Origin of the sequence: Streptomyces sp. NPDC047049 (assembly GCF_040643995.1) — a bacterium.
GTDB classification, from domain to species: domain Bacteria; phylum Actinomycetota; class Actinomycetes; order Streptomycetales; family Streptomycetaceae; genus Streptomyces; species Streptomyces mooreae.
The window spans coordinates 180,824-200,673 of sequence record NZ_JBEYVM010000008.1 but is presented as its reverse complement, the minus strand read 5'-3'; the positions used below and the strand labels follow the sequence as shown (position 1 = coordinate 200,673).

General features: G+C 72.5%; 14 protein-coding genes. 12 read left to right on the top strand and 2 right to left on the bottom strand.

The features are described 5' to 3' along the window. Positions 1-5: 5 nt before the first annotated feature. The 9 genes from ABZ851_RS20370 to lgt all read left to right on the top strand — a co-directional run bounded on the left by ABZ851_RS20370 (position 6) and on the right by lgt (position 9,501). Positions 6-1,547 carry an anthranilate synthase component I gene (locus ABZ851_RS20370; RefSeq protein ID WP_361129332.1) on the top strand — a complete coding sequence of 514 codons (1,542 nt, stop codon included), beginning with the start codon at positions 6-8 and terminating at the stop codon, positions 1,545-1,547. 66 nt (positions 1,548-1,613) lie between these two features. Next, positions 1,614-2,279: a TIGR02234 family membrane protein gene (locus ABZ851_RS20365; RefSeq protein ID WP_361129329.1), complete on the top strand. Its 666-nt coding sequence runs from the start codon at positions 1,614-1,616 to the stop codon at positions 2,277-2,279. An 86-nt stretch (positions 2,280-2,365) separates the two neighbouring features. Beyond that, complete coding sequence (locus ABZ851_RS20360) at positions 2,366-2,611, top strand: HGxxPAAW family protein (protein ID WP_336052560.1); 246 nt, start codon at positions 2,366-2,368, stop codon at positions 2,609-2,611. A gap of 187 nt (positions 2,612-2,798) precedes the next feature. Then, positions 2,799-3,245 (top strand): DUF2752 domain-containing protein, encoded by a 447-nt coding sequence (locus tag ABZ851_RS20355; protein WP_361129326.1) that lies wholly within the window; start codon positions 2,799-2,801, stop codon positions 3,243-3,245. A gap of 184 nt (positions 3,246-3,429) precedes the next feature. Then, positions 3,430-4,239, top strand: a complete 810-nt coding sequence (gene trpC / locus ABZ851_RS20350) for an indole-3-glycerol phosphate synthase TrpC (RefSeq protein WP_361129323.1) — start codon at positions 3,430-3,432, stop codon at positions 4,237-4,239. Positions 4,240-5,080: 841 nt separating this feature from the next. Continuing rightward, positions 5,081-6,367, top strand: coding sequence for a tryptophan synthase subunit beta (gene trpB / locus ABZ851_RS20345; RefSeq protein ID WP_088797200.1), 1,287 nt, complete (start codon positions 5,081-5,083; stop codon positions 6,365-6,367). Then, entirely contained in the window at positions 6,364-7,182 is an 819-nt protein-coding gene (gene trpA, locus ABZ851_RS20340) for a tryptophan synthase subunit alpha (RefSeq protein WP_361129319.1), read from the top strand. Before trpB ends, trpA begins: the two co-directional genes overlap by 4 nt. 116 nt (positions 7,183-7,298) lie before the next feature. After that, on the top strand, positions 7,299-8,264 hold the full coding sequence (locus ABZ851_RS20335; RefSeq protein WP_361129316.1) for a thioredoxin domain-containing protein: 966 nt from the start codon (positions 7,299-7,301) through the stop codon (positions 8,262-8,264). Between the two features lie 124 nt (positions 8,265-8,388). Beyond that, positions 8,389-9,501, top strand: coding sequence for a prolipoprotein diacylglyceryl transferase (lgt, locus tag ABZ851_RS20330; RefSeq protein ID WP_361129313.1), 1,113 nt, complete (start codon positions 8,389-8,391; stop codon positions 9,499-9,501). A 146-nt stretch (positions 9,502-9,647) separates the two neighbouring features. Here lgt and ABZ851_RS20325 read toward each other — a convergent pair whose 3' ends face one another. Together ABZ851_RS20325 and ABZ851_RS20320 are read right to left on the bottom strand one after the other, a co-directional pair. Next, positions 9,648-10,877 carry a CoA transferase gene (locus ABZ851_RS20325; RefSeq protein WP_361129310.1) on the bottom strand — a complete coding sequence of 410 codons (1,230 nt, stop codon included), beginning with the start codon at positions 10,875-10,877 and terminating at the stop codon, positions 9,648-9,650. Continuing rightward, a complete protein-coding gene (locus ABZ851_RS20320) occupies positions 10,874-12,223 on the bottom strand; it encodes an ADP-ribosylglycohydrolase family protein (protein WP_361129307.1) in 1,350 nt (449 codons plus the stop codon). Before ABZ851_RS20320 ends, ABZ851_RS20325 begins: the two co-directional genes overlap by 4 nt. 417 nt (positions 12,224-12,640) lie before the next feature. Here ABZ851_RS20320 and ABZ851_RS20315 point away from each other — a divergent pair, with 417 nt between their 5' ends. From ABZ851_RS20315 to ABZ851_RS20305, 3 genes are all read left to right on the top strand, one after another. Beyond that, positions 12,641-13,372, top strand: coding sequence for a VIT1/CCC1 transporter family protein (locus ABZ851_RS20315; RefSeq protein ID WP_311623412.1), 732 nt, complete (start codon positions 12,641-12,643; stop codon positions 13,370-13,372). Between the two features lie 289 nt (positions 13,373-13,661). Then, the gene (gene gltB, locus ABZ851_RS20310; protein ID WP_361129304.1) at positions 13,662-18,275 is read left to right on the top strand and encodes a glutamate synthase large subunit; all 4,614 of its coding nucleotides are present in this window, start codon (positions 13,662-13,664) and stop codon (positions 18,273-18,275) included. Further along, complete coding sequence (locus tag ABZ851_RS20305; RefSeq protein WP_336054795.1) at positions 18,268-19,728, top strand: glutamate synthase subunit beta; 1,461 nt, start codon at positions 18,268-18,270, stop codon at positions 19,726-19,728. The genes gltB and ABZ851_RS20305 overlap by 8 nt, the downstream gene beginning before the upstream one ends. The last annotated feature ends 122 nt before the right edge of the window (positions 19,729-19,850 follow it).

Here is a 19,850-nt window from a genome sequence, read left to right as displayed (position 1 = left end):
CTGCCATGACCACGGGAACCACCGGCACCGCCACTCCGGACCTCGACACCTTCCGCACCCTCGCCAAGGACCGGCGGGTCATCCCCGTCACCCGGCGCCTGCTCGCGGACGGCGACACCCCGGTCGGCCTCTACCGCAAACTCGCCGCCGAACGCCCCGGCACCTTCCTCCTGGAGTCCGCCGAGAACGGCCGTACGTGGTCGCGCTACTCCTTCATCGGCGTCCGCAGCGCCGCCACGCTCACCACCCGCGACGGGCAGGCGCACTGGCTGGGCAGCCCGCCCGTCGGCATGCCGACCGGCGGCGACCCGCTCGACGCGCTGCGCGCCACCGTCGAGGCCCTGCACACCCCCCGCGACCTCATCGAGGGCGAGGGCCTGCCGCCGTTCACCGGCGGCATGGTCGGCTACCTCGGCTACGACATCGTGCGCCGCCTGGAGAAGATCGGCGAGCAGACCGAGGACGACCTGCGGCTGCCCGAGCTGACCATGCTGCTCACCTCCGACCTCGCCGTCCTCGACCACTGGAACGGCACGGTCCTGCTGATCGCCAACGCGATCAACCACAACGACCTCGACACCGGTATCGACGAGGCCTACGCGGACGCGGTGGCCCGCCTGGACACCATGGCCGACGACCTCGCCCGGCCCGCGCCCGCCAGTGCCGCGGCGCTCCCGCCCTCCGAGGTCCCGCCGTACACCGCCGAATGGGGCGGCCCGGCCTTCCGGGAGGCCGTCGAGGACATCAAGGAGCGCATCCGGGCCGGCGAGGCCTTCCAGGTCGTGCCCTCCCAGCGCTTCGAAACCCCCTGTACGGCAAGCGCGCTGGACGTCTACCGGGTGCTGCGGGCCACCAACCCCAGCCCGTACATGTACCTCTTCCGCTTCGAGGGCGAGGACGGTGTGCGGCCCGGCTTCGACGTCGTCGGCTCCAGCCCCGAGGCGCTGGTGAAGGTCGAGGACGGCCGGGCCATGGTCCACCCCATCGCCGGCACCCGTCCGCGCGGCGCGAGTGTCCAGGAGGACCAGGCCCTCGCCGACGAGCTGCTGGCCGACCCCAAGGAACGCGCCGAGCACCTGATGCTGGTCGACCTGGGCCGCAACGACCTGGGCCGGGTCTGCGAGCCGGGCAGCGTCGAGGTCGTCGACTTCATGTCCGTCGAGCGCTACAGCCATGTGATGCACATCGTCTCGACGGTCACCGGGCAGGTGGCCGAGGGCCGCAGCGCCTTCGACGTGCTCACCGCCTGCTTCCCCGCGGGCACGCTCTCCGGCGCCCCCAAGCCGCGCGCCCTGCAGATCATCGAGGAGCTGGAGCCGACCCGGCGTGGTCTGTACGGCGGCTGCGTCGGCTACCTCGACTTCGCCGGCGACTCCGACACCGCCATCGCGATCCGCACCGCCCTGCTGCGGGACGGCACCGCCTACGTCCAGGCGGGCGCCGGGATCGTCGCCGACTCCGACCCGGTGGCCGAGGACACGGAGTGCCGTAACAAGGCGGCCGCGGTGCTGCGCGCCGTGAACACCGCGAACCACCTGGGCGGGTAGCCCCCGCGCCCGAGGTGCCACCCCCGCGCGCCGGGCCCCGCCGGCCGGTGCGCGATAGTGGTACCCGTGAGTGCCGTACCCCAGACCCCTGCCGAGACCCAGCCCTCGGTCACGCCCGGGCCCCCGCCGGCCAGGTCCGCGTCCCGTGCCAAGCGCAGCCTCGCGCTGGCACTGTCGGCCGGCGCGGCCGGCGCCGCCCTGGCGCTGCTGGCCTCCGGCCGCACCTGGGCCAAGGGCACCGCGGTGCTGGCCCAGGGCGAGCTGCCGCGCACCGTGACCGGCGCCGATGTGACCGGTGTGCCCGGCGCGCTGGCCGTCGTCGGGCTGGCCGCGCTGGTCGCCGTCTTCGCGGTGCGCAAGGCCGGCCGGATCGCGGTCGCCGTGCTGCTCACGCTCAGCGGCGTGGGCATCGCCGTCGCCGCGGTGCTGGGCTACTCCGACACCTCGGCCCTGCGTGAGAAGGCCGCCACCGCGGTCGGACTGACCGACGCCGGTGTGCATCACGTCACGCACACCGGATGGCCGTGGGTGGCCGCCGTCGGCGGTCTGCTGCTGCTGCTCGCCGGGCTGCTGGCACTGGTCTGCGGGCGCCACTGGCCTGCCATGTCGGGCCGCTACGAGCGCACGCCGGGGGGCGGCCGCGGCCCGCGGCGGACGCCGCCCGCACCGGATCTGGACCGCCCCGAGGAGATCTGGAAGTCCCTGGACCGCGGTGAGGACCCCACCCGGTAACGGTGCTCCACCCGGCATCGGTGACAATGGGCAGCCGAGGATCACCGCGCCCCGACCCCGGCGCGAGAGAGCAACGAGGAGCATTCATGTCGAGCAGTGGCCACGGACACACCCCCGCCGCCTGGACCGGCGTCATCATCTCGTTCATCGGCTTCTGTGTCTCCGGAGCCTTCATCGTGCTGGGGAACGTGCCCGGCTTCTGGGCCGGCATCGTGCTGATCGGCCTCGGCGCCCTGGCGGGTGGTCTGATGCGTGCGGCCGGCCTGGGCCAGGAGCCCAAGCGCACGGCCAAGCCGCGCACCCAGGCGAAGGCACAGCCCCAGGAGGGCTGAGCCGACGCGGGAGGGCCGAGCCCTCCCGCTCCCGTGGCGCCGCGACCCGGCGCCACCCTCGTGGCACCCCTCGAAGGCGCCGCTTCCCGGTCCGTACGCACCCCAGGTGCCGTACCAGCCGTCCGTGACCCTTCCGTACGGCGGCCGAGAAGCTGCGCCTTCGCGCGCAGGGCCGCACAATCGGCACGTGAGCGAACCCGCGGCGCGGCCCCGGCCCGAAGCCCGACTCCCCGGCGGGCTGCCCCGCCGTCTGGCGACGCCCCTGGGTGTCCTGGCCGCCGCCACCGCCGCCTTCGCCTGCCTCGGCGTCGTCGACCCGAACGAGCCCGGGCACTACCCGGTGTGCCCGCTGCTGCACCTCACCGGCCTCTTCTGCCCGGCCTGCGGCGGCCTGCGCAGCGCCCACGCCGTCGCCCACGGCGATCTCGTGGCGGCGCTGGGCGACAACGCCCTCGCGGTGGCCGGCTACGCCGCCTGTGCGGTCCTCTGGGCCCGCTGGCTGGGCCGTGCGGTGCGCGGACGCCGTACGCCGGGCCCGCGGCCGCGAGCCGTCCACTGGTGGGCGCTGGGCGGTCTGCTGCTGGTCTTCACGGTCGTCCGCAATCTCCCCTTCGGCAGCGGGCTGGCACCGTGATCCGCAGGCGGTGCGGGCCGGCCGCGCCCGTGCGCGCGCGGCTCCCGGATGTCCGGTTCGTGGGATCACGGTCCACCGGATGTGAGACCTGGATCCTTTGGCGGATACCATCGGAGTGCCGGATGGGACAGCTCGTCCCACTGGCCACTGTCCACCTCCACCGCTCAAGAAGGAGGCCGCTCGCGTGAGTGTGCTCGACGAGATCATCGACGGCGTCCGTGCCGACCTCGCAGAGCGGCAGGCGCGCGTCGGCCTCGACGAGCTCAAGGAGCGGGCCCAGAAGGCGCGTCCCGCCAAGGACGGCGTCGCCGCGCTCAAGGGCGAGAGCGTCACGGTGATCTGCGAGGTCAAGCGCTCCAGCCCGTCCAAGGGCGCGCTCGCCGCGATCGCCGACCCGGCCGGTCTGGCCGCCGACTACGAGGCGGGCGGCGCGGCGGTCATCTCCGTCCTGACCGAGCAGCGCAAGTTCGGCGGTTCGCTGTCCGACCTGGAAGCCGTCCGCGCCAAGGTCGACATCCCCGTGCTGCGCAAGGACTTCATCGTCACCGCCTACCAGCTGTGGGAGGCCCGTGCCTACGGCGCCGACCTCGCGCTGCTGATCGTCTCCGCGCTGGAGCAGGAGGCCCTGGTCTCGCTGATCGAGCGGGCCGAGTCGATCGGGCTGACGCCGCTGGTCGAGGTGCACGACGAGGAAGAGGTCGCCCGCGCGGTGGACGCCGGCGCCAAGATCATCGGTGTCAACGCCCGCAACCTGAAGACCCTTGAGGTCGACCGCGGCAACTTCGCCCGGGTCGCCCCCGAGATCCCCGACCACATCGTCAAGATCGCCGAGTCCGGGGTGCGCGGACCGCACGACCTGATCGCGTACGCCAATGACGGCGCGGACGCGGTGCTGGTCGGCGAGTCGCTGGTGACCGGCAAGGACCCCAGGACCGCGGTCGCCGACCTGGTCGCCGCGGGCTCCCACCCGGCGATCCGGCACGGCCGGTCCTGAGCGCCGGGGAACGGCACCCACCGACATGACCGCCACCGCCGCGAGGCCCAGCTGCCGGGCCCGGGTTCCGTACCCGGGGCCGGCCGGCGCGCGCGCCGCGGCGGGGGCCACCCACCTCCCGCGCCCGGCGCTGGTCCGCGGCTTCCCGCCCGCCGCCCACCGCCGCCCCGAGCCGCAGCGCTGCGCGCTGCCGCCGTGGCACCGCGGCTGCCGGGCGCCCGCACGACGGGTCCACGGGCGCAGGGTCAGGTACCACATCGGATCCGAGCCGGGTCAGATCAACGGCAGGCGATGGCGACCGGGGCCCGCGCGCTGACGCGTCGGCCCCGCCCGGGCGCCGGGGTGCGGGTGGGTGCGGCGGTCGTCTGACCGCTTGCTCACCCCCCCCCACCCCCGCCCCCTCCCCCGAAGGGGGAGAGGGGGGAGGGGGCGGGGGAGCGCCGACGGCCGGGTCCTACGGGCCCGCGGCTGGTCCCACGGCCTCGCGGCCGGGTCCTACGGGCCTGCGGCCGGGCTCACGACCCGCGACCAGGTCCCACGGCCCCGGGCCCCCACCGCCCGCGCCCTGGTCCCAGGCCCGCGAACGGGTGCCGTGGGCCCGCGACCGGATCTCACCACCCGCGACCGGGTTCCAGATCCGCGACCGGATCCCACGACGCCGTCCGCCCCTCCGCGAAAGCCGCCCGTGCGGCTCCGCGGCGGTAGTGGCCGTGCGGCGCGCGACGCCCACCGCGAGGCCCGCTTCCCGTATCCGAATTCTGAATCCCGAATCCCGAATCCCGAATATCTCCGACACAACCGGACTTCCGGGGCAGCCCGCCCCGGCCGAGGAGTGCGTCTGATGTCCTCCGATTTCTTCCTTCCCGACCCCGAGGGGCGCGTCCCCAGCGCCGAAGGCTATTTCGGCGCCTTCGGCGGCAAGTTCATCCCCGAGGCGCTGGTCGCCGCGGTCGACGAGGTCGCCGCCGAGTACGAGAAGGCCAAGGCGGACCCCGCGTTCGCCGCCGAGCTCAACGACCTGATGGTCAACTACACCGGGCGCCCCAGCGCGCTCACCGAGGTGCCGCGCTTCGCCGAACACGCCGGCGGGGCCCGGGTGTTCCTCAAGCGCGAGGACCTCAACCACACCGGCTCGCACAAGATCAACAACGTGCTGGGCCAGGCGCTGCTCACCAAGCGGATGGGCAAGACCCGGGTCATCGCCGAGACCGGCGCCGGCCAGCACGGTGTCGCCACCGCCACCGCCTGCGCCCTCTTCGGTCTCGAATGCACCATCTACATGGGCGAGATCGACACCCAGCGGCAGGCCCTCAACGTCGCCCGGATGCGGATGCTCGGCGCCGAGGTCATCGCCGTGAAGTCCGGCAGCCGCACCCTCAAGGACGCCATCAACGAGGCCTTCCGCGACTGGGTGGCCAACGTCGACCACACCCACTACCTGTTCGGGACCGTCGCGGGACCGCACCCCTTCCCGGCGATGGTGCGCGACTTCCACCGCGTCATCGGCGTCGAGGCGCGCCGCCAGATCCTGGAGCGCGCGGGCCGCCTGCCGGACGCGGCCGTCGCCTGCGTCGGTGGCGGCTCCAACGCCATCGGCCTCTTCCACGCCTTCCTCCCGGACGCCGGCGTACGGCTCGTCGGCTGCGAGCCGGCCGGCCACGGCATCGAGACCGGCGAGCACGCGGCGACCCTGAGCGCCGGTGAACCGGGCATCCTGCACGGCTCCCGGAGCTATGTCCTCCAGGACGAGGAGGGCCAGATCACCGAGCCGTACTCCATCTCGGCCGGCCTCGACTACCCGGGCATCGGGCCCGAGCACGCCTACCTCAAGGACAGCGGCCGCGGTGAGTACCGCGCCGTCACCGACGACGCCGCGATGCAGGCGCTGCGCCTGCTCTCGCAGACCGAGGGCATCATCCCGGCCATCGAGAGCGCCCACGCGCTGGCCGGCGCCCTGGACCTCGGCAAGGAGCTCGGTACGGACGGCCTGATCGTCGTCAACCTGTCCGGGCGCGGCGACAAGGACATGGACACCGCAGCCCGTTACTTCGACCTGTACGACACGGACGCCGCCGTCGAGGCGGACAACGCCGCCGCCGACGCGGAGATCGAGGGGGACGTCAAGTGAGCGGGAACATCAAGCTGTTGAGTGACACCCTCGCCGCCGCCAAGGCGGAGGGCCGCTCCGCCCTCATCGCCTACCTGCCGGCCGGGTTCCCGACCGTCGACGGCGGCATCGAGGCGGCCAAGGCCGTCTTCGACGGCGGCGCGGACGTCGTGGAGGTCGGGCTGCCGCACAGCGACCCGGTCCTGGACGGCCCCGTCATCCAGACCGCCGACGACATCGCGCTGCGCGGCGGCGTGAAGATCGCGGACGTGATGCGGACGGTGCGCGAGGCACACGAGGCCACCGGCAAGCCCGTCCTCGTCATGACGTACTGGAACCCGATCGACCGCTACGGCATCGAGCGGTTCACCGCCGAGCTCGCCGAGGCGGGCGGCGCCGGCTGCATCCTGCCCGACCTGCCGGTCCAGGAGTCCGCGACCTGGCGGGAGCACGCCGACACGCACGGCCTCGCCACCGTCTTCGTCGTCGCCCCCAGCAGCAAGGACGCGCGCCTGGCCGAGATCACGGCCGCGGGTTCCGGCTTCGTCTACGCCGCTTCCCTGATGGGCGTCACGGGCACCCGTGAGTCGGTGGGCGCGCAGGCGCAGGACCTCGTGCGGCGCACCAAGGCGACCACCGCCCTGCCGGTCTGCGTCGGCCTGGGCGTCTCCAACCCCGAACAGGCCGCCGAGGTGGCCCGGTTCGCGGACGGTGTGATCGTCGGCTCGGCGTTCGTCAAGCGGCTGCTGGCGGCGGACGGCGATCTGGCGGAAGGTCTCGCCGGGATCCGTGCCCTGGCGGCCGAGCTGGCCGAGGGCGTGCGGCAGCGGGCCTAGCGGGGTGCGCGCCGCCGGTCCCCCAGGGGCGGGAGGACCGGCGCGCTGTCCCTCGATAGGGCGAACATCGGTGCGGAGGGGTGCGGCGGCACCCCTCCGCTTCGTTGTCCAGGGGCGTGAGCCAGAAGAACCATGAGGGTAAGAGAACCGCCCGCGAGCGGCTGCAGGAACAGCGGGAAAAGGAGAGGGCGCGCGCCCGGCGCGGCCGGCAGGCCATCGTCGCCGGAGCGGTGGTGGGAGCGCTGGTGGTCGCCGGCGGCATCGCCCTCTGGGCGACCTCGGCCGGCAGCGGCAAGAGCGGTTCCGACAACGAAACCGCCCGCCCGAGGCAGGTCGGCGGCGGCAGCAGCGCCGCCATTCCCGTCGGCGTTGCCCACGCCCCCTCCACACTCACGGTGTGGGAGGACTTCCGCTGCCCCGCCTGCCAGCAGTTCGAGACCGGCTTCCGCCCGGCCATCCACGAGTTGCAGGACTCAGGTCAGCTCAAGAACGAGTACCACCTCGTGACGATCATCGACGGGAACGCCGGCGGCAAGGGGTCCCTCAACGCCGCCAACGCCGCCCTCTGCGCCCAGGACGCGGGGAAGTTCCGTGAGTACCACGACGTCCTCTACTCCCACCAGCCGTCCGAGGAGGAGGACAAGTTCGCCGACAAGCAGTACCTCCTCCAACTCGCCGGCAAGGTCAAGGGACTGGTGACCCCCGCCTTCACCCGGTGCGTCAACGACGGCAGGTACGACCGCTTCGTGCAGAAGTCCACCGACGCCTTCGCCAGGTCCGGATTCCGTGGCACCCCGACCGTCCTGCTCAATGGAAAGGACCTCTCGAAGGAGAAGGGCGGCCGCGTCACCCCCGCGGACCTGAAGAAGATGGTGCAGGACGCCAACAAGGGCAAGCAGCCGGGGAAAAGCGCCTCGCCGCACGCCGGGGCTCCGCCCCACTCCGGCGCCTCGCCGCACCCCGCCACCTCGGCCCGGGGGAAACAGGCCCACCGGAGCACCCCGCCCCGGGGAGAACACACCGCCCGGAGCGCTTCGCCCCAGGGGAAGCAGCACGGCATGAGCGCCACGCCGGGGAGCTAGGGGACCCGGGGTACCGGGGGACTCCCGGACACACAGGGTCATCGCACGACAACGGGGTCGTTACGCAGCCGTTGCCGGGTGGGTTGTCGCCGACCCTGCCCGGCGCGGTAGCGTCGACCTTGCCATGGACCTCGCATTCATTCCCAGCCCGTCGGTCGGCGTCGTACATCTCGGCCCGATCCCGCTGCGCGGCTACGCATTCTGCATCATCATCGGCGTCTTCGTCGGCGTCTGGCTCGGCAACAAGCGCTGGGTACAGCGCGGTGGCCGCTCCGGCACCGTCGCCGACATCGCCGTGTGGGCCGTGCCCTTCGGGCTGGTCGGCGGCCGCCTCTACCACGTCATCACGACGTACGAGCCGTACTTCGGCCCGAACGGCCACCCGCTCGACGCCTTCAAGGTGTGGGAGGGCGGCCTCGGCATCTGGGGCGCGGTCGCGCTCGGTGCCGTGGGCGCCTGGATCGGCTGCCGCCGGCGGGGCATCCCGCTGCCCGCCTACGCCGACGCGCTGGCGCCCGGTCTGGCCATCGGGCAGGCGATCGGCCGCTGGGGCAACTGGTTCAACCAGGAGCTGTACGGCAAGCCGACCGATGTCCCGTGGGCGCTGCAGATCAGCTCCGACCCGGCGATCGGACGGATCGGCGGCACCTACCACCCGACCTTCCTCTACGAGAGCCTGTGGTGCCTGGGCGTGGCGGCGCTGGTGATCTGGGCCGACAAGCGCTTCCGGCTCGGCCACGGGCGGGCCTTCGCGCTGTACGTCGCCGCCTACTGCACCGGACGCGCCTGGATCGAGTACATGCGGGTCGACGAGGCGCACCACATCCTGGGCCTGCGGCTCAACGTCTGGACCGCGCTGATCGTCTTCGTGCTGGCCGTCGCCTACCTGGTGATCTCCGCCAAGAAGGCACCCGGCCGGGAAGCGGTCGTCGAACCGGGGGCGCAGCTCGCCGAGGGTGAAGGCGCGGACGAGGGCGGCGAAGGCGTCAAGGACGCCGAGGACGCGGACGGAGCCAAGGGCGCTGAGAGCGTCAACGACGACGCCGATGCCACCGCCGATGCCACCGCCGACGCTGACGCGACGAAGCCCGGGGCCGACGAGAAGCCCGTGGAGTCGGAGAAGCCCGCGGAGTCCGCGAAGGACGAGCCCGCGGACGCGAAGGCCGAGGACGCGGCCAACGCCCCCGCGGCGGACGCCGCCAAGCCCGCCGGCAGCGGCAGCACCAAGAAGTCCTGAGGCGGCCACCGGCCGCCGACCGCGCCGGGCGGACCCGATACGTCGGGTCCGCCCGGCGCGGTGCTGTCCCGGGGCGTTGCCGCGCCGTCAGTGCGGTCGTCCGGCTCCGGCACCCGCCGGGCCCCGGCCGGGCGGGGGAGCCGCCGTCACAGCGCACCCGCCGCGCGTAGCGCGTCGATCTCGGGGCCGGTCAGGCCGATCCCGGTGAGCACTTCGTCCGTGTCCGCGCCGTGCGGGCGCCCCGCCCACCGGATGGCGCCCGGCGTTGCGGAGAGCCGGAAGAGGACGTTCTGCATCCGGACGGTGCCGAGTTCGTCGTCCGGGACCTCGGTGATCGTTCCCAGCGCCTGGTACTGCGGATCCGCCATCACCTCGCGGATGTCGTAGACGGGCGCCACCGCCGCTTCGGCCTTCTCGAAGGCGGCCAGTACCTCGGCCCGGTCGTGCCGGGCGATCCAGCCGGCGACCGCCGTATCGAGCTCGTCGGCGTGCCGGGCACGCCCCTCGCCGGTCGCGAACCAGGGCTCGTCGATCACGTCGGGCCGGCCGACCAGCCGCATCACCCGCGCGGCGACCGACTCGGCCGAGGTGGAAACCGCCACCCAGGAGCCGTCGGCGGTGCGGTAGGTGTTGCGCGGCGCGACATTGGGGGAGCGGTTGCCGGTCCGCGGCTGGAGGTGACCGAGCTGGTCGTACCAGAGCGGCTGGGGGCCGAGGACGGTCAGCAGCGGTTCGATCAGCGCCAGGTCGATGACCTGGCCGCGGCCGGTCGCCGCCCGCGCGTGCAGCGCGGCCATCACGGCGTACGACGTGGTCAGCGCGGCGATCGCGTCGGCGAGACCGAACGGTGGCAGGGTCGGCGGGCCCTCCGGCTCACCGGTGATCGCGGCGAAGCCGCTCATCGCCTCGGCCAGGGTGCCGAACCCGGGGCGGCGGGCGTACGGGCCGAACTGCCCGAAACCGGTGACCCGGGCCAGCACCAGCCCCGGACGGCGCGCGGACAGCTCGTCCCAGCCCAGCCCCCAGCGCTCCAGGGTCCCGGGCCGGAAGTTCTCGATGACGACGTCGGCGCCGGCGGCCAGCCGCAGCAGGATCTCCCGGCCGTCCGGGTGGGAGAGATCGAGCGTGACGGTCTTCTTGTTGCGGCCCAGCAGCTTCCACCACAGCCCGATGCCGTCCTTGGCGGGCCCGTGGCCGCGTGACGGGTCGGGGCGGTGCGGATGCTCGACCTTGATCACCTCGGCGCCGTAGTCCCCCAGCAGGGTGGCGGCGAGCGGACCGGCGAACAGCGTGGCGAGATCGAGCACGCGCAGCCCGGCGAGCGGCCCGGGGGAGGGGGCCGCACCATCGGGCCGGGCGCCGGCCGTGGCCGTCACCGTCCGCTCGCCTCCGTCATCGCCGGGATGGCCGAGATCGCGGTGAAGGCCTGCTCGTGGGTGCGGGCGCGGGCCCGGTCCCGGGTGAAGATCTCGCGGGCGACGGTGGCCAGCGCGGCCCCGGGCGCCTGCAGATCGAGACGGCTGGCGCGGGCGACCTCCTCGCTCCACTCGGCCGGTACCGCCGCCGCGCCGCGCAGCGCGCCGACGAGCGCGCCGCACATCGTGGCGATCGAGTCGCAGTCACGGCCGTAGTTGACCGCGCCGAGGACCGTGGCCCGGAAGTCGCCGCCACCGGTCAGCAACATGCCCAGGGCGATGGGAAGTTCCTCGACGGCATGCAGCCGGGAGGGGCGCCGGGCGCCGAGCGACGGGTTGCGGTAGTCCGGGCCCACCGTGTCGAAGGGGGCGACGGCCGCCCGCAGCGGCGCCGTCGCCGACGCGGTGTCGGTGAGCGACGACGCGGCCTCGCAGACCGCCTCGATCGCGGCCCGGGTGCCGTCCTTGGCCAGCCGCAGCGCCTGGACGACGACCGAGGACGGGGTGGCGTCCGGCAGGAACGCGGCGGCCACCGCCGCGGCGAACACCCCCGCCGCCTCCCGTCCGTAGGAGGCCTGGTGCGCACCGGCGATGTCCAGCGCCTCGGCGTACGCCCGGTCCGGGTTGCCGGCGTTGACGATGCCGACCGGAGCCATGTACATCGCCGCACCGCAGTTGACGATGTTGCCGACGCCCGCCTCGCGGGGGTCCGCGTGCCCGTAGTGCAGCCGCGCCACGATCCACTTCTCGGCGAGGAAGATCCGCTGCAGCGGCAGCGCCTCGGTCTCCAGTTCCGGGATCCAGCGCGGGGTGCCGATCAGGTCCGGGACGAGGTGGTCGGCGATGTCATAGGCGTCGAGGTGGTCGCGCACCGTTTCGTAGACCCGCACCAGCGCATGCGTCATCAAGGTGTCGTCGGTGACGTGGCCGTCGCCCTTGTGGTACGGCGTGAGCGGGCGGGCGGTGCGCCAGTTGTCGTGGAACGGTCCGACGATGCCCTCGACCCGGCCGCCGTGCCGCTTGACGATCTCCTCCGGCGACCAGCCCTGCACGGGCCCGCCGAGCGCATCGCCGACGGCGGCGCCGACCAGGCATCCGGCCGCCCGGTCCTCCAGGGACGGCGGGGCGGAGACGGCGGGCGGCACCGGCCCGGCGGGCGACGGCTCGGCGACCGGGGGGACCGCGCGGGCCGGGAGGGGCCGGACGGCCCCCGCTTCGGAGGCGTCCGGCACATCCGGCGCATCCGGGGCCGGGGCCGGCATCGCCTCCGGCGCCGCGGCCGGTGTCTGCTCGCTTGCGTACGTCATCTGCGGGGGAGTCCTTCCACGGTGGGGGAGGGGAGGCGGCCGGAGGGACGGCGGGGACGGCATCGGGGAGCGCCGGCGGGACGGCCGCTCCGATGGCCTGGGGGCGCCGGGACGGCTTCGGACTGCTGCGCTGTATCCGTGCCACGCGGCGGCCCGGCTCTCCTGCCCCGGGCGGCAGGGTCACCCGGTCGACTCCCCCGGACGGCGCCCGGTACCGGACCGCCCGAGGGCCCGAAAACGGGGTGTGACCCGGATCTCATCGCCGACCTCGGGGAAAAACCGCAGGTCAGCGCGGTAAGTTCGGCCTTCCTTGCTAGCGGCGGAGGGTGCTGCGCGCCTAACTTCGAGGTGTTGGAGGGGGAAGTGCCGCCATCGGCCCACACCTCGCTGCAGGGAGTAGGTACCGATATGTCCGTCATGGAGATCATGGATGCCGCGGCGCCGACGCATGTGGCCCACCGCGACAACCACACCCACCGCGATGTGAACGGCGGCTGGCTGCGCCCCGCCGTCTTCGGCGCGATGGACGGGCTGGTCTCGAACCTCGCCCTGATGACGGGCGTCGCCGGCGGTGCGCTGTCGCAGCAGACGATCATCATCACCGGCCTGGCGGGGCTGGCCGCCGGTGCCTTCTCGATGGCCGCGGGGGAGTACACCTCGGTCGCCTCGCAGCGCGAGCTGGTGCAGGCCGAGCTGGACATCGAGCGGTCCGAGCTGCGCAAGCACCCGAAGGACGAGCTGGAGGAGCTGGCGGCGCTCTACGAGTCCCGCGGGGTCGAGCCGGCGCTCGCCCGGCAGGTCGCGGCCCAGCTGTCCCGGGACCCGGAGCAGGCCCTGGAGATCCACGCCCGCGAGGAGCTGGGGATCGACCCGTCCGACCTTCCTTCGCCCACCGTCGCCGCGGTCTCCTCCTTCGGATCGTTTGCGCTGGGTGCGCTGCTGCCTGTCCTTCCCTATCTGCTGGGGGCGTCCGCGATCTGGCCCGCGGTGCTGCTCGCGCTGGTCGGACTCTTCGCCTGCGGCGCCGTCGTGGCGCGGGTGACGGCCCGTTCCTGGTGGTTCAGCGGTCTGCGGCAGCTGGCCCTCGGCGGCGCGGCCGCGGGTGTGACCTACGCCCTGGGAGCATTGTTCGGAACCGTCGTAGGCTGACGTGTCATACGGGTGACTGCATAATTACCGCGTTACCCAGCGGTTTCGGTTTGTTGACGACCGGGCATAAGGCCCAGGCGTCGCGGGCAACGTCGCTCGCCGAACGCCGCCTTGTGGGACGGCCTGGATTCCGTCCGTGCACTGACTCACCGCCCGTGCGGTGTCCGCATGTTGGAAGCCCCTTTTCGCTTTTTGAGAAGGGAGTCATCCTGTAACCTGCACGAAATTTCGCGGAGGGCCAACGTCGTCCCTCGGCAATGCCTATGCCACGACGACGTTGGGAGAGCCGATGCGTTTCGCGTCCACGCACTCCGCGACCACCAGCAGCGCCAGCGCCGCCGCCTGGTCGCCCATGGACGGCCGCCCTGCCCAGCAGGGCATGTACGACCCGCGCAACGAGCACGACGCCTGTGGCGTCGGCTTTGTGGCCACCCTCACCGGCGAGGCCAGCCACGCACTGGTCGAGCAGGCACTCACCGTCCTGACGAATCTGGAGCACCGCGGTGCCACCGGCTCCGAGCCCGACTCGGGTGACGGCGCCGGCATCCTGCTCCAGGTGCCGGACGCGTTCCTTCGCGAGAACGTCACCTTCGAGCTCCCCGAGGCCGGCGCCTACGCCGTCGGCATCGCCTTCCTGCCGTCCGAGGCCCAGGAGGCGGCCGACGCCGTCTCGCGCATCGAGACGATCGCCGCTGAAGAGGGCCTGGACGTCATCGGCTGGCGGGTGGTCCCGGTCGCCCCGCAGCTGCTCGGCAACGGCGCCCGCGCCACCATGCCCGCCTTCTCCCAGATCTTCGTCGGCGACGGGAAGAACACCGGTCTGGCGCTGGACCGCAAGGCCTTCGCGCTGCGCAAGCGCGCCGAGCGGGAGGCCGGGGTCTACTTCCCCTCGCTGTCCGCCCGGACGATCGTCTACAAGGGCATGCTGACCACCGGCCAGCTGGAGCCCTTCTTCCCGGACCTGTCCGACCGCCGCTTCGCCACCGCCGTCGCGCTGGTCCACTCGCGGTTCTCCACCAACACCTTCCCGAGCTGGCCGCTCGCCCACCCGTACCGCTTCGTCGCGCACAACGGCGAGATCAACACGGTCAAGGGCAACCGCAACTGGATGCGGGCCCGCGAGTCGCAGCTGGCCACCAAGCTGTTCGGCAAGGAGAACGCCGAGAACCTGGAGCGGCTGTTCCCGGTCTGCACCCCGGACGCCTCCGACTCCGCCTCCTTCGACGAGGTCCTGGAACTGCTCCACCTCGGCGGCCGCTCGCTGCCGCACTCGGTGCTGATGATGGTCCCCGAGGCGTGGGAGAACTCCCCCTCCATGGACCCGGCCCGGCGCGCCTTCTACCAGTACCACTCCACGATGATGGAGCCCTGGGACGGCCCGGCCTGCGTCACCTTCACCGACGGCACCCAGGTCGGCGCGGTCCTCGACCGCAACGGTCTGCGCCCCGGCCGCTACTGGGTCACCGACGACGGCCTGGTCGTGCTCTCCTCCGAGGTCGGCGTCCTGGACATCGACCCCGCCAAGGTCGTCCGCAAGGGCCGCCTGCAGCCCGGCCGGATGTTCCTCGTGGACACCGCCGAGGGCCGCATCATCGAGGACGACGAGATCAAGGCGCAGCTCGCCGCCGAGCACCCCTACCAGGAGTGGCTGGACTCCGGCCTGATCGAGCTCGCCGACCTGCCCGAGCGTGAGCACATCGTGCACACCCACGCCTCGGTCACCCGCCGCCAGCAGACCTTCGGCTACACCGAGGAAGAGCTGCGCGTCATCCTCGCCCCGATGGCCAAGGCCGGCGCCGAGCCCATCGGCTCGATGGGCACCGATTCGCCGATCGCCGCGCTGTCCGAGCGCCCCCGGCTGCTCTTCGACTACTTCACCCAGCTCTTCGCGCAGGTCACCAACCCGCCGCTGGACGCCATCCGCGAGGAGCTGGTCACCTCGCTGATCTCCTCGCTGGGCCCGCAGGGCAACCTCCTGGAGCCCACCGCGGCCTCCTGCCGCAGCGTGACCCTGCCCTTCCCGGTCATCGACAACGACGAGCTGGCCAAGCTCGTCCACATCAACGCCGACGGCGACATGCCCGGCATGAAGGCCGTGACCCTCTCCGGCCTCTACCGGGTCTCCGGCGGCGGCGAGTCGCTGGCCGCCCGGATCGAGGAGATCTGCGCCGAGGCCGACGCCGCCATCGACGACGGCGCCCGGCTGATCGTGCTCTCCGACCGGCACTCCGACGCCGAGCACGCGCCGATCCCGTCGCTGCTGCTGACCGCCGCGGTCCACCACCACCTCATCGGCACCAAGGAGCGCACCCAGGTCGGTCTGCTCGTCGAGGCCGGCGATGTGCGCGAGGTGCACCACGTCGCGCTGCTCATCGGCTTCGGTGCCGCGGCCGTCAACCCGTACCTGGCCATGGAGTCGGTCGAGGACCTGGTCCGCGCCGGCACCTTCCTGCCGGGCGTCGAGGCCGAGACCGCCATCAAGAACCTGATCAAGGCGCTCGGCAAGGGCGTCCTGAAGGTCATGTCCAAGATGGGCATCTCCACCGTGGCCTCCTACCGGGGCGCGCAGGTCTTCGAGGCCGTCGGCCTGGACGAGGAGTTCGTCGCCAAGTACTTCCACGGCACCGCCACCAAGATCGGCGGCGCGGGTCTGGACGTCATCTCCAAGGAGGTCGCGGCGCGGCACGCCAAGGCCTACCCGGCCTCCGGCATCGCCGCCACGCACCGTGCGCTGGAGATCGGCGGCGAGTACCAGTGGCGCCGCGAGGGCGAGCCGCACCTCTTTGACCCGGACACCGTCTTCCGGCTCCAGCACTCCACCCGCTCGCGCCGCTACGACATCTTCAAGCAGTACACGGACCGGGTGAACGAGCAGTCCGAGCGGCTGATGACGCTGCGCGGCCTGTTCTCCTTCGCCTCCGACCGTCCCTCGATCCCGATCGAGGAGGTCGAGCCGGCGTCGGAGATCGTCAAGCGCTTCTCCACCGGCGCCATGTCGTACGGCTCCATCTCCCAGGAGGCGCACGAGACGCTGGCCATCGCCATGAACCAGCTGGGCGGCAAGTCCAACACCGGTGAGGGCGGCGAGGACCCGGAGCGCCTGTACGACCCGGCGCGCCGCTCCTCCATCAAGCAGGTCGCCTCCGGCCGCTTCGGCGTGACGTCCGAGTACCTGGTCAACTCCGACGACATCCAGATCAAGATGGCCCAGGGCGCCAAGCCCGGCGAGGGCGGCCAGCTGCCCGGCCACAAGGTCTACCCGTGGGTCGCCAAGACCCGGCACTCCACCCCGGGCGTCGGCCTGATCTCCCCGCCGCCGCACCACGACATCTACTCCATCGAGGACCTGGCTCAGCTGATCCACGACCTCAAGAACGCCAACCCGCAGGCCCGCATCCACGTGAAGCTGGTCTCCGAGGTCGGCGTCGGCACGGTCGCCGCGGGTGTCTCCAAGGCGCACGCGGACGTGGTCCTGATCTCCGGTCACGACGGCGGTACGGGCGCCTCGCCGCTCACCTCGCTCAAGCACGCGGGCGGCCCCTGGGAGCTGGGCCTGGCCGAGACCCAGCAGACCCTGCTGCTCAACGGCCTGCGCGACCGCATCGTGGTGCAGACCGACGGCCAGCTCAAGACCGGCCGTGACGTCGTCATCGCCGCCCTGCTGGGTGCCGAGGAGTACGGCTTCGCGACCGCACCCCTGGTCGTCTCCGGCTGCGTCATGATGCGCGTGTGCCACCTGGACACCTGCCCGGTCGGCATCGCCACCCAGAACCCGACGCTGCGCGAGCGGTTCAACGGTAAGGCCGAGTACGTCGTCAACTTCTTCCAGTTCATCGCCGAAGAGGTCCGTGAGCTGCTGGCCGAGCTGGGCTTCCGCAGCCTGGACGAGGCCATCGGCCACGCCGAGCTGCTGAACACCTCCCGCGCCGTGAACCACTGGAAGGCGCAGGGCCTGGACCTGGCCCCGCTGCTGCACGTCCCCGAGCTGGCCGACGGCGCGGTGCGCCACCAGGTCATCGAGCAGGACCACGGCCTGGAGAAGGCGCTCGACAACGAGCTGATCAAGCTCGCCGCCGACGCCCTGGCCGCGGACACCGCCGAGGACGCCCAGCCGGTCCGGGCCCAGATCGCGATCCGGAACATCAACCGGACCGTCGGCACCATGCTCGGCCACGAGGTCACCAAGAAGTTCGGTGGCGCGGGCCTGCCCGACGACACCATCGACATCACCTTCACCGGCTCGGCCGGCCAGTCCTTCGGCGCGTTCCTGCCGCGCGGCATCACGCTGCGCCTGGAGGGCGACGCCAACGACTACGTCGGCAAGGGCCTGTCAGGCGGCCGCGTCATCGTCCGGCCGGACCGCGGAGCCGACCACCTCGCGGAGTACTCCACCATCGCCGGCAACACCCTCGCCTACGGCGCCACCGGCGGCGAGCTGTACCTCCGCGGCCGGGTCGGCGAGCGCTTCTGCGTCCGCAACTCCGGTGCCACGGTGGTCTCCGAGGGTGTCGGCGACCACGGCTGCGAGTACATGACCGGCGGCAACGCGGTCGTCCTGGGCGAGACGGGCCGCAACTTCGCGGCCGGTATGTCCGGCGGCTTCGCCTACGTCATCGACCTCGATCCGGCCAACGTCAACAAGGAGCTCGTCGACGCGGTGAACCCGCTCGACGACGCCGACAAGCAGTGGCTGCACGACGTCGTGCAGCGCCACCAGGAGGAGACCGGCTCGACCGTCGCCGCCAAGCTCCTCGCCGACTGGGATGCCGCGGCCGCACGCTTCAGCAAGGTCATCCCGCCCACCTACCAGGCAGTGCTCGTCGCCAAGGACGCCGCTGAGCAGGCCGGACTCTCCGAGTCCGAGACCCACGAGAAGATGATGGAGGCGGCGACCAATGGCTGACCCCAAGGGCTTCCTGAACCACGAGCGCGAGGTCGCCCAGACCCGCCCCGTCGAGGAGCGCGTCAAGGACTGGAACGAGGTCTACCAGCCCGGCTCCCTGCTGCCGATCATCAGCAAGCAGGCGTCGCGCTGCATGGACTGCGGCATCCCGTTCTGCCACAACGGCTGCCCGCTCGGAAACCTCATCCCCGAGTGGAACGACTACGCCTACCGCGAGGACTGGACCGAGGCCAGCGAGCGGCTGCACGCGACCAACAACTTCCCGGAGTTCACCGGTCGCCTCTGCCCCGCGCCCTGTGAGGCCGCCTGTGTGCTGGGCATCAACCAGCCGCCGGTGACCATCAAGAACGTCGAGGTCTCCATCATCGACAAGGCGTGGGACAACGGGGACGTCACCCCGCAGCCGCCCGAGCGCCTGTCCGGCAAGACCGTCGCCGTCATCGGCTCCGGCCCCGCGGGCCTGGCCGCCGCCCAGCAGCTGACCCGGGCCGGCCACACCGTCGCCGTCTACGAGCGCGCGGACCGTATCGGCGGTCTTCTCCGCTACGGCATCCCCGAGTTCAAGATGGAGAAGCGCCACATCAACCGCCGCATCGAGCAGATGCGCACGGAGGGCACCAAGTTCCGCACCGAGGTGGAGATCGGCCGGGACCTCGACGCGAAGAAGCTGCGCAAGCGCTACGACGCCGTGGTCATCGCCGCCGGCTCCACCACCTCCCGCGATCTGCCGGTGCCCGGCCGCGAGCTGAACGGCATCCACTTCGCGATGGAGTACCTGCCGCTCGCCAACAAGGTGCAGGAGGGCGACCTGACCGTCGCCCCGATCAGCGCCGAGGGCAAGCACGTGGTCGTCATCGGCGGCGGCGACACCGGCGCGGACTGCGTCGGCACCGCCCACCGCCAGGGCGCGGCCTCGGTCACCCAGCTGGAGATCATGGGCAAGCCGGGCGAGGAGCGGAACGCCAACCAGCCCTGGCCGACCTTCCCGATGCTCTACAAGGTCACCTCCGCGCACGAGGAGGGCGGCGACCGGCTCTACTCCGTGTCCACCACCCACTTCGAGGGCGACGAGGACGGCAACGTCCAGTGGCTGCACCTGACCGAGGTGGAGTTCAAGGACGGCCGCCCGGAGCCGAAGCCCGGCACCGAGCGGAAGATCCCGGCTCAGCTGGTCACCCTCGCCATGGGCTTCACCGGCACCGACAAGGAGAACGGCCTGGTCGAGCAGTTCGGCCTGGAGCTCGACGAGCGCGGCAACATCGCCCGCGACGCGGACTTCGCCACCAACGTCCCCGGCGTGTACGTCGCCGGTGACGCCGGCCGCGGCCAGTCGCTGATCGTGTGGGCCATCGCCGAGGGCCGTTCCGCGGCCAAGGGCGTGGACCGCTTCCTGACCGGAGCCAGCGCCCTGCCGGCTCCCATCAAGCCGACGGATCGCGCACTGACCGTGTGATCCGTCCCCCGATGTCCCGTACAACGTCGTACGGAACAACCGCGGCGCCTGTCCCCCTCCCCCGACCGGGAGGGCAGGCGCCGCGGGCCTGTGCGGGCACGGCCGGTCCGGCATGACCCGAA

Bases quoted from the DNA above. Each gene is read 5' to 3' on its own strand.
- ABZ851_RS20370 (WP_361129332.1), top strand. From the start codon at position 6: ATGACCACGGGAACCACCGGCACCGCCACTCCGGACCTCGACACCTTC.
- ABZ851_RS20360 (WP_336052560.1), top strand. From the start codon at position 2,366: ATGTCGAGCAGTGGCCACGGACACACCCCCGCCGCCTGGACCGGCGTC.
- trpB (WP_088797200.1), top strand. From the start codon at position 5,081: ATGTCCTCCGATTTCTTCCTTCCCGACCCCGAGGGGCGCGTCCCCAGC.
- lgt (WP_361129313.1), top strand. From the start codon at position 8,389: ATGGACCTCGCATTCATTCCCAGCCCGTCGGTCGGCGTCGTACATCTC.
- ABZ851_RS20320 (WP_361129307.1), bottom strand. From the start codon at position 12,223: ATGACGTACGCAAGCGAGCAGACACCGGCCGCGGCGCCGGAGGCGATG.
- ABZ851_RS20315 (WP_311623412.1), top strand. From the start codon at position 12,641: ATGGAGATCATGGATGCCGCGGCGCCGACGCATGTGGCCCACCGCGAC.
- gltB (WP_361129304.1), top strand. From the start codon at position 13,662: ATGCGTTTCGCGTCCACGCACTCCGCGACCACCAGCAGCGCCAGCGCC.
- ABZ851_RS20305 (WP_336054795.1), top strand. From the start codon at position 18,268: ATGGCTGACCCCAAGGGCTTCCTGAACCACGAGCGCGAGGTCGCCCAG.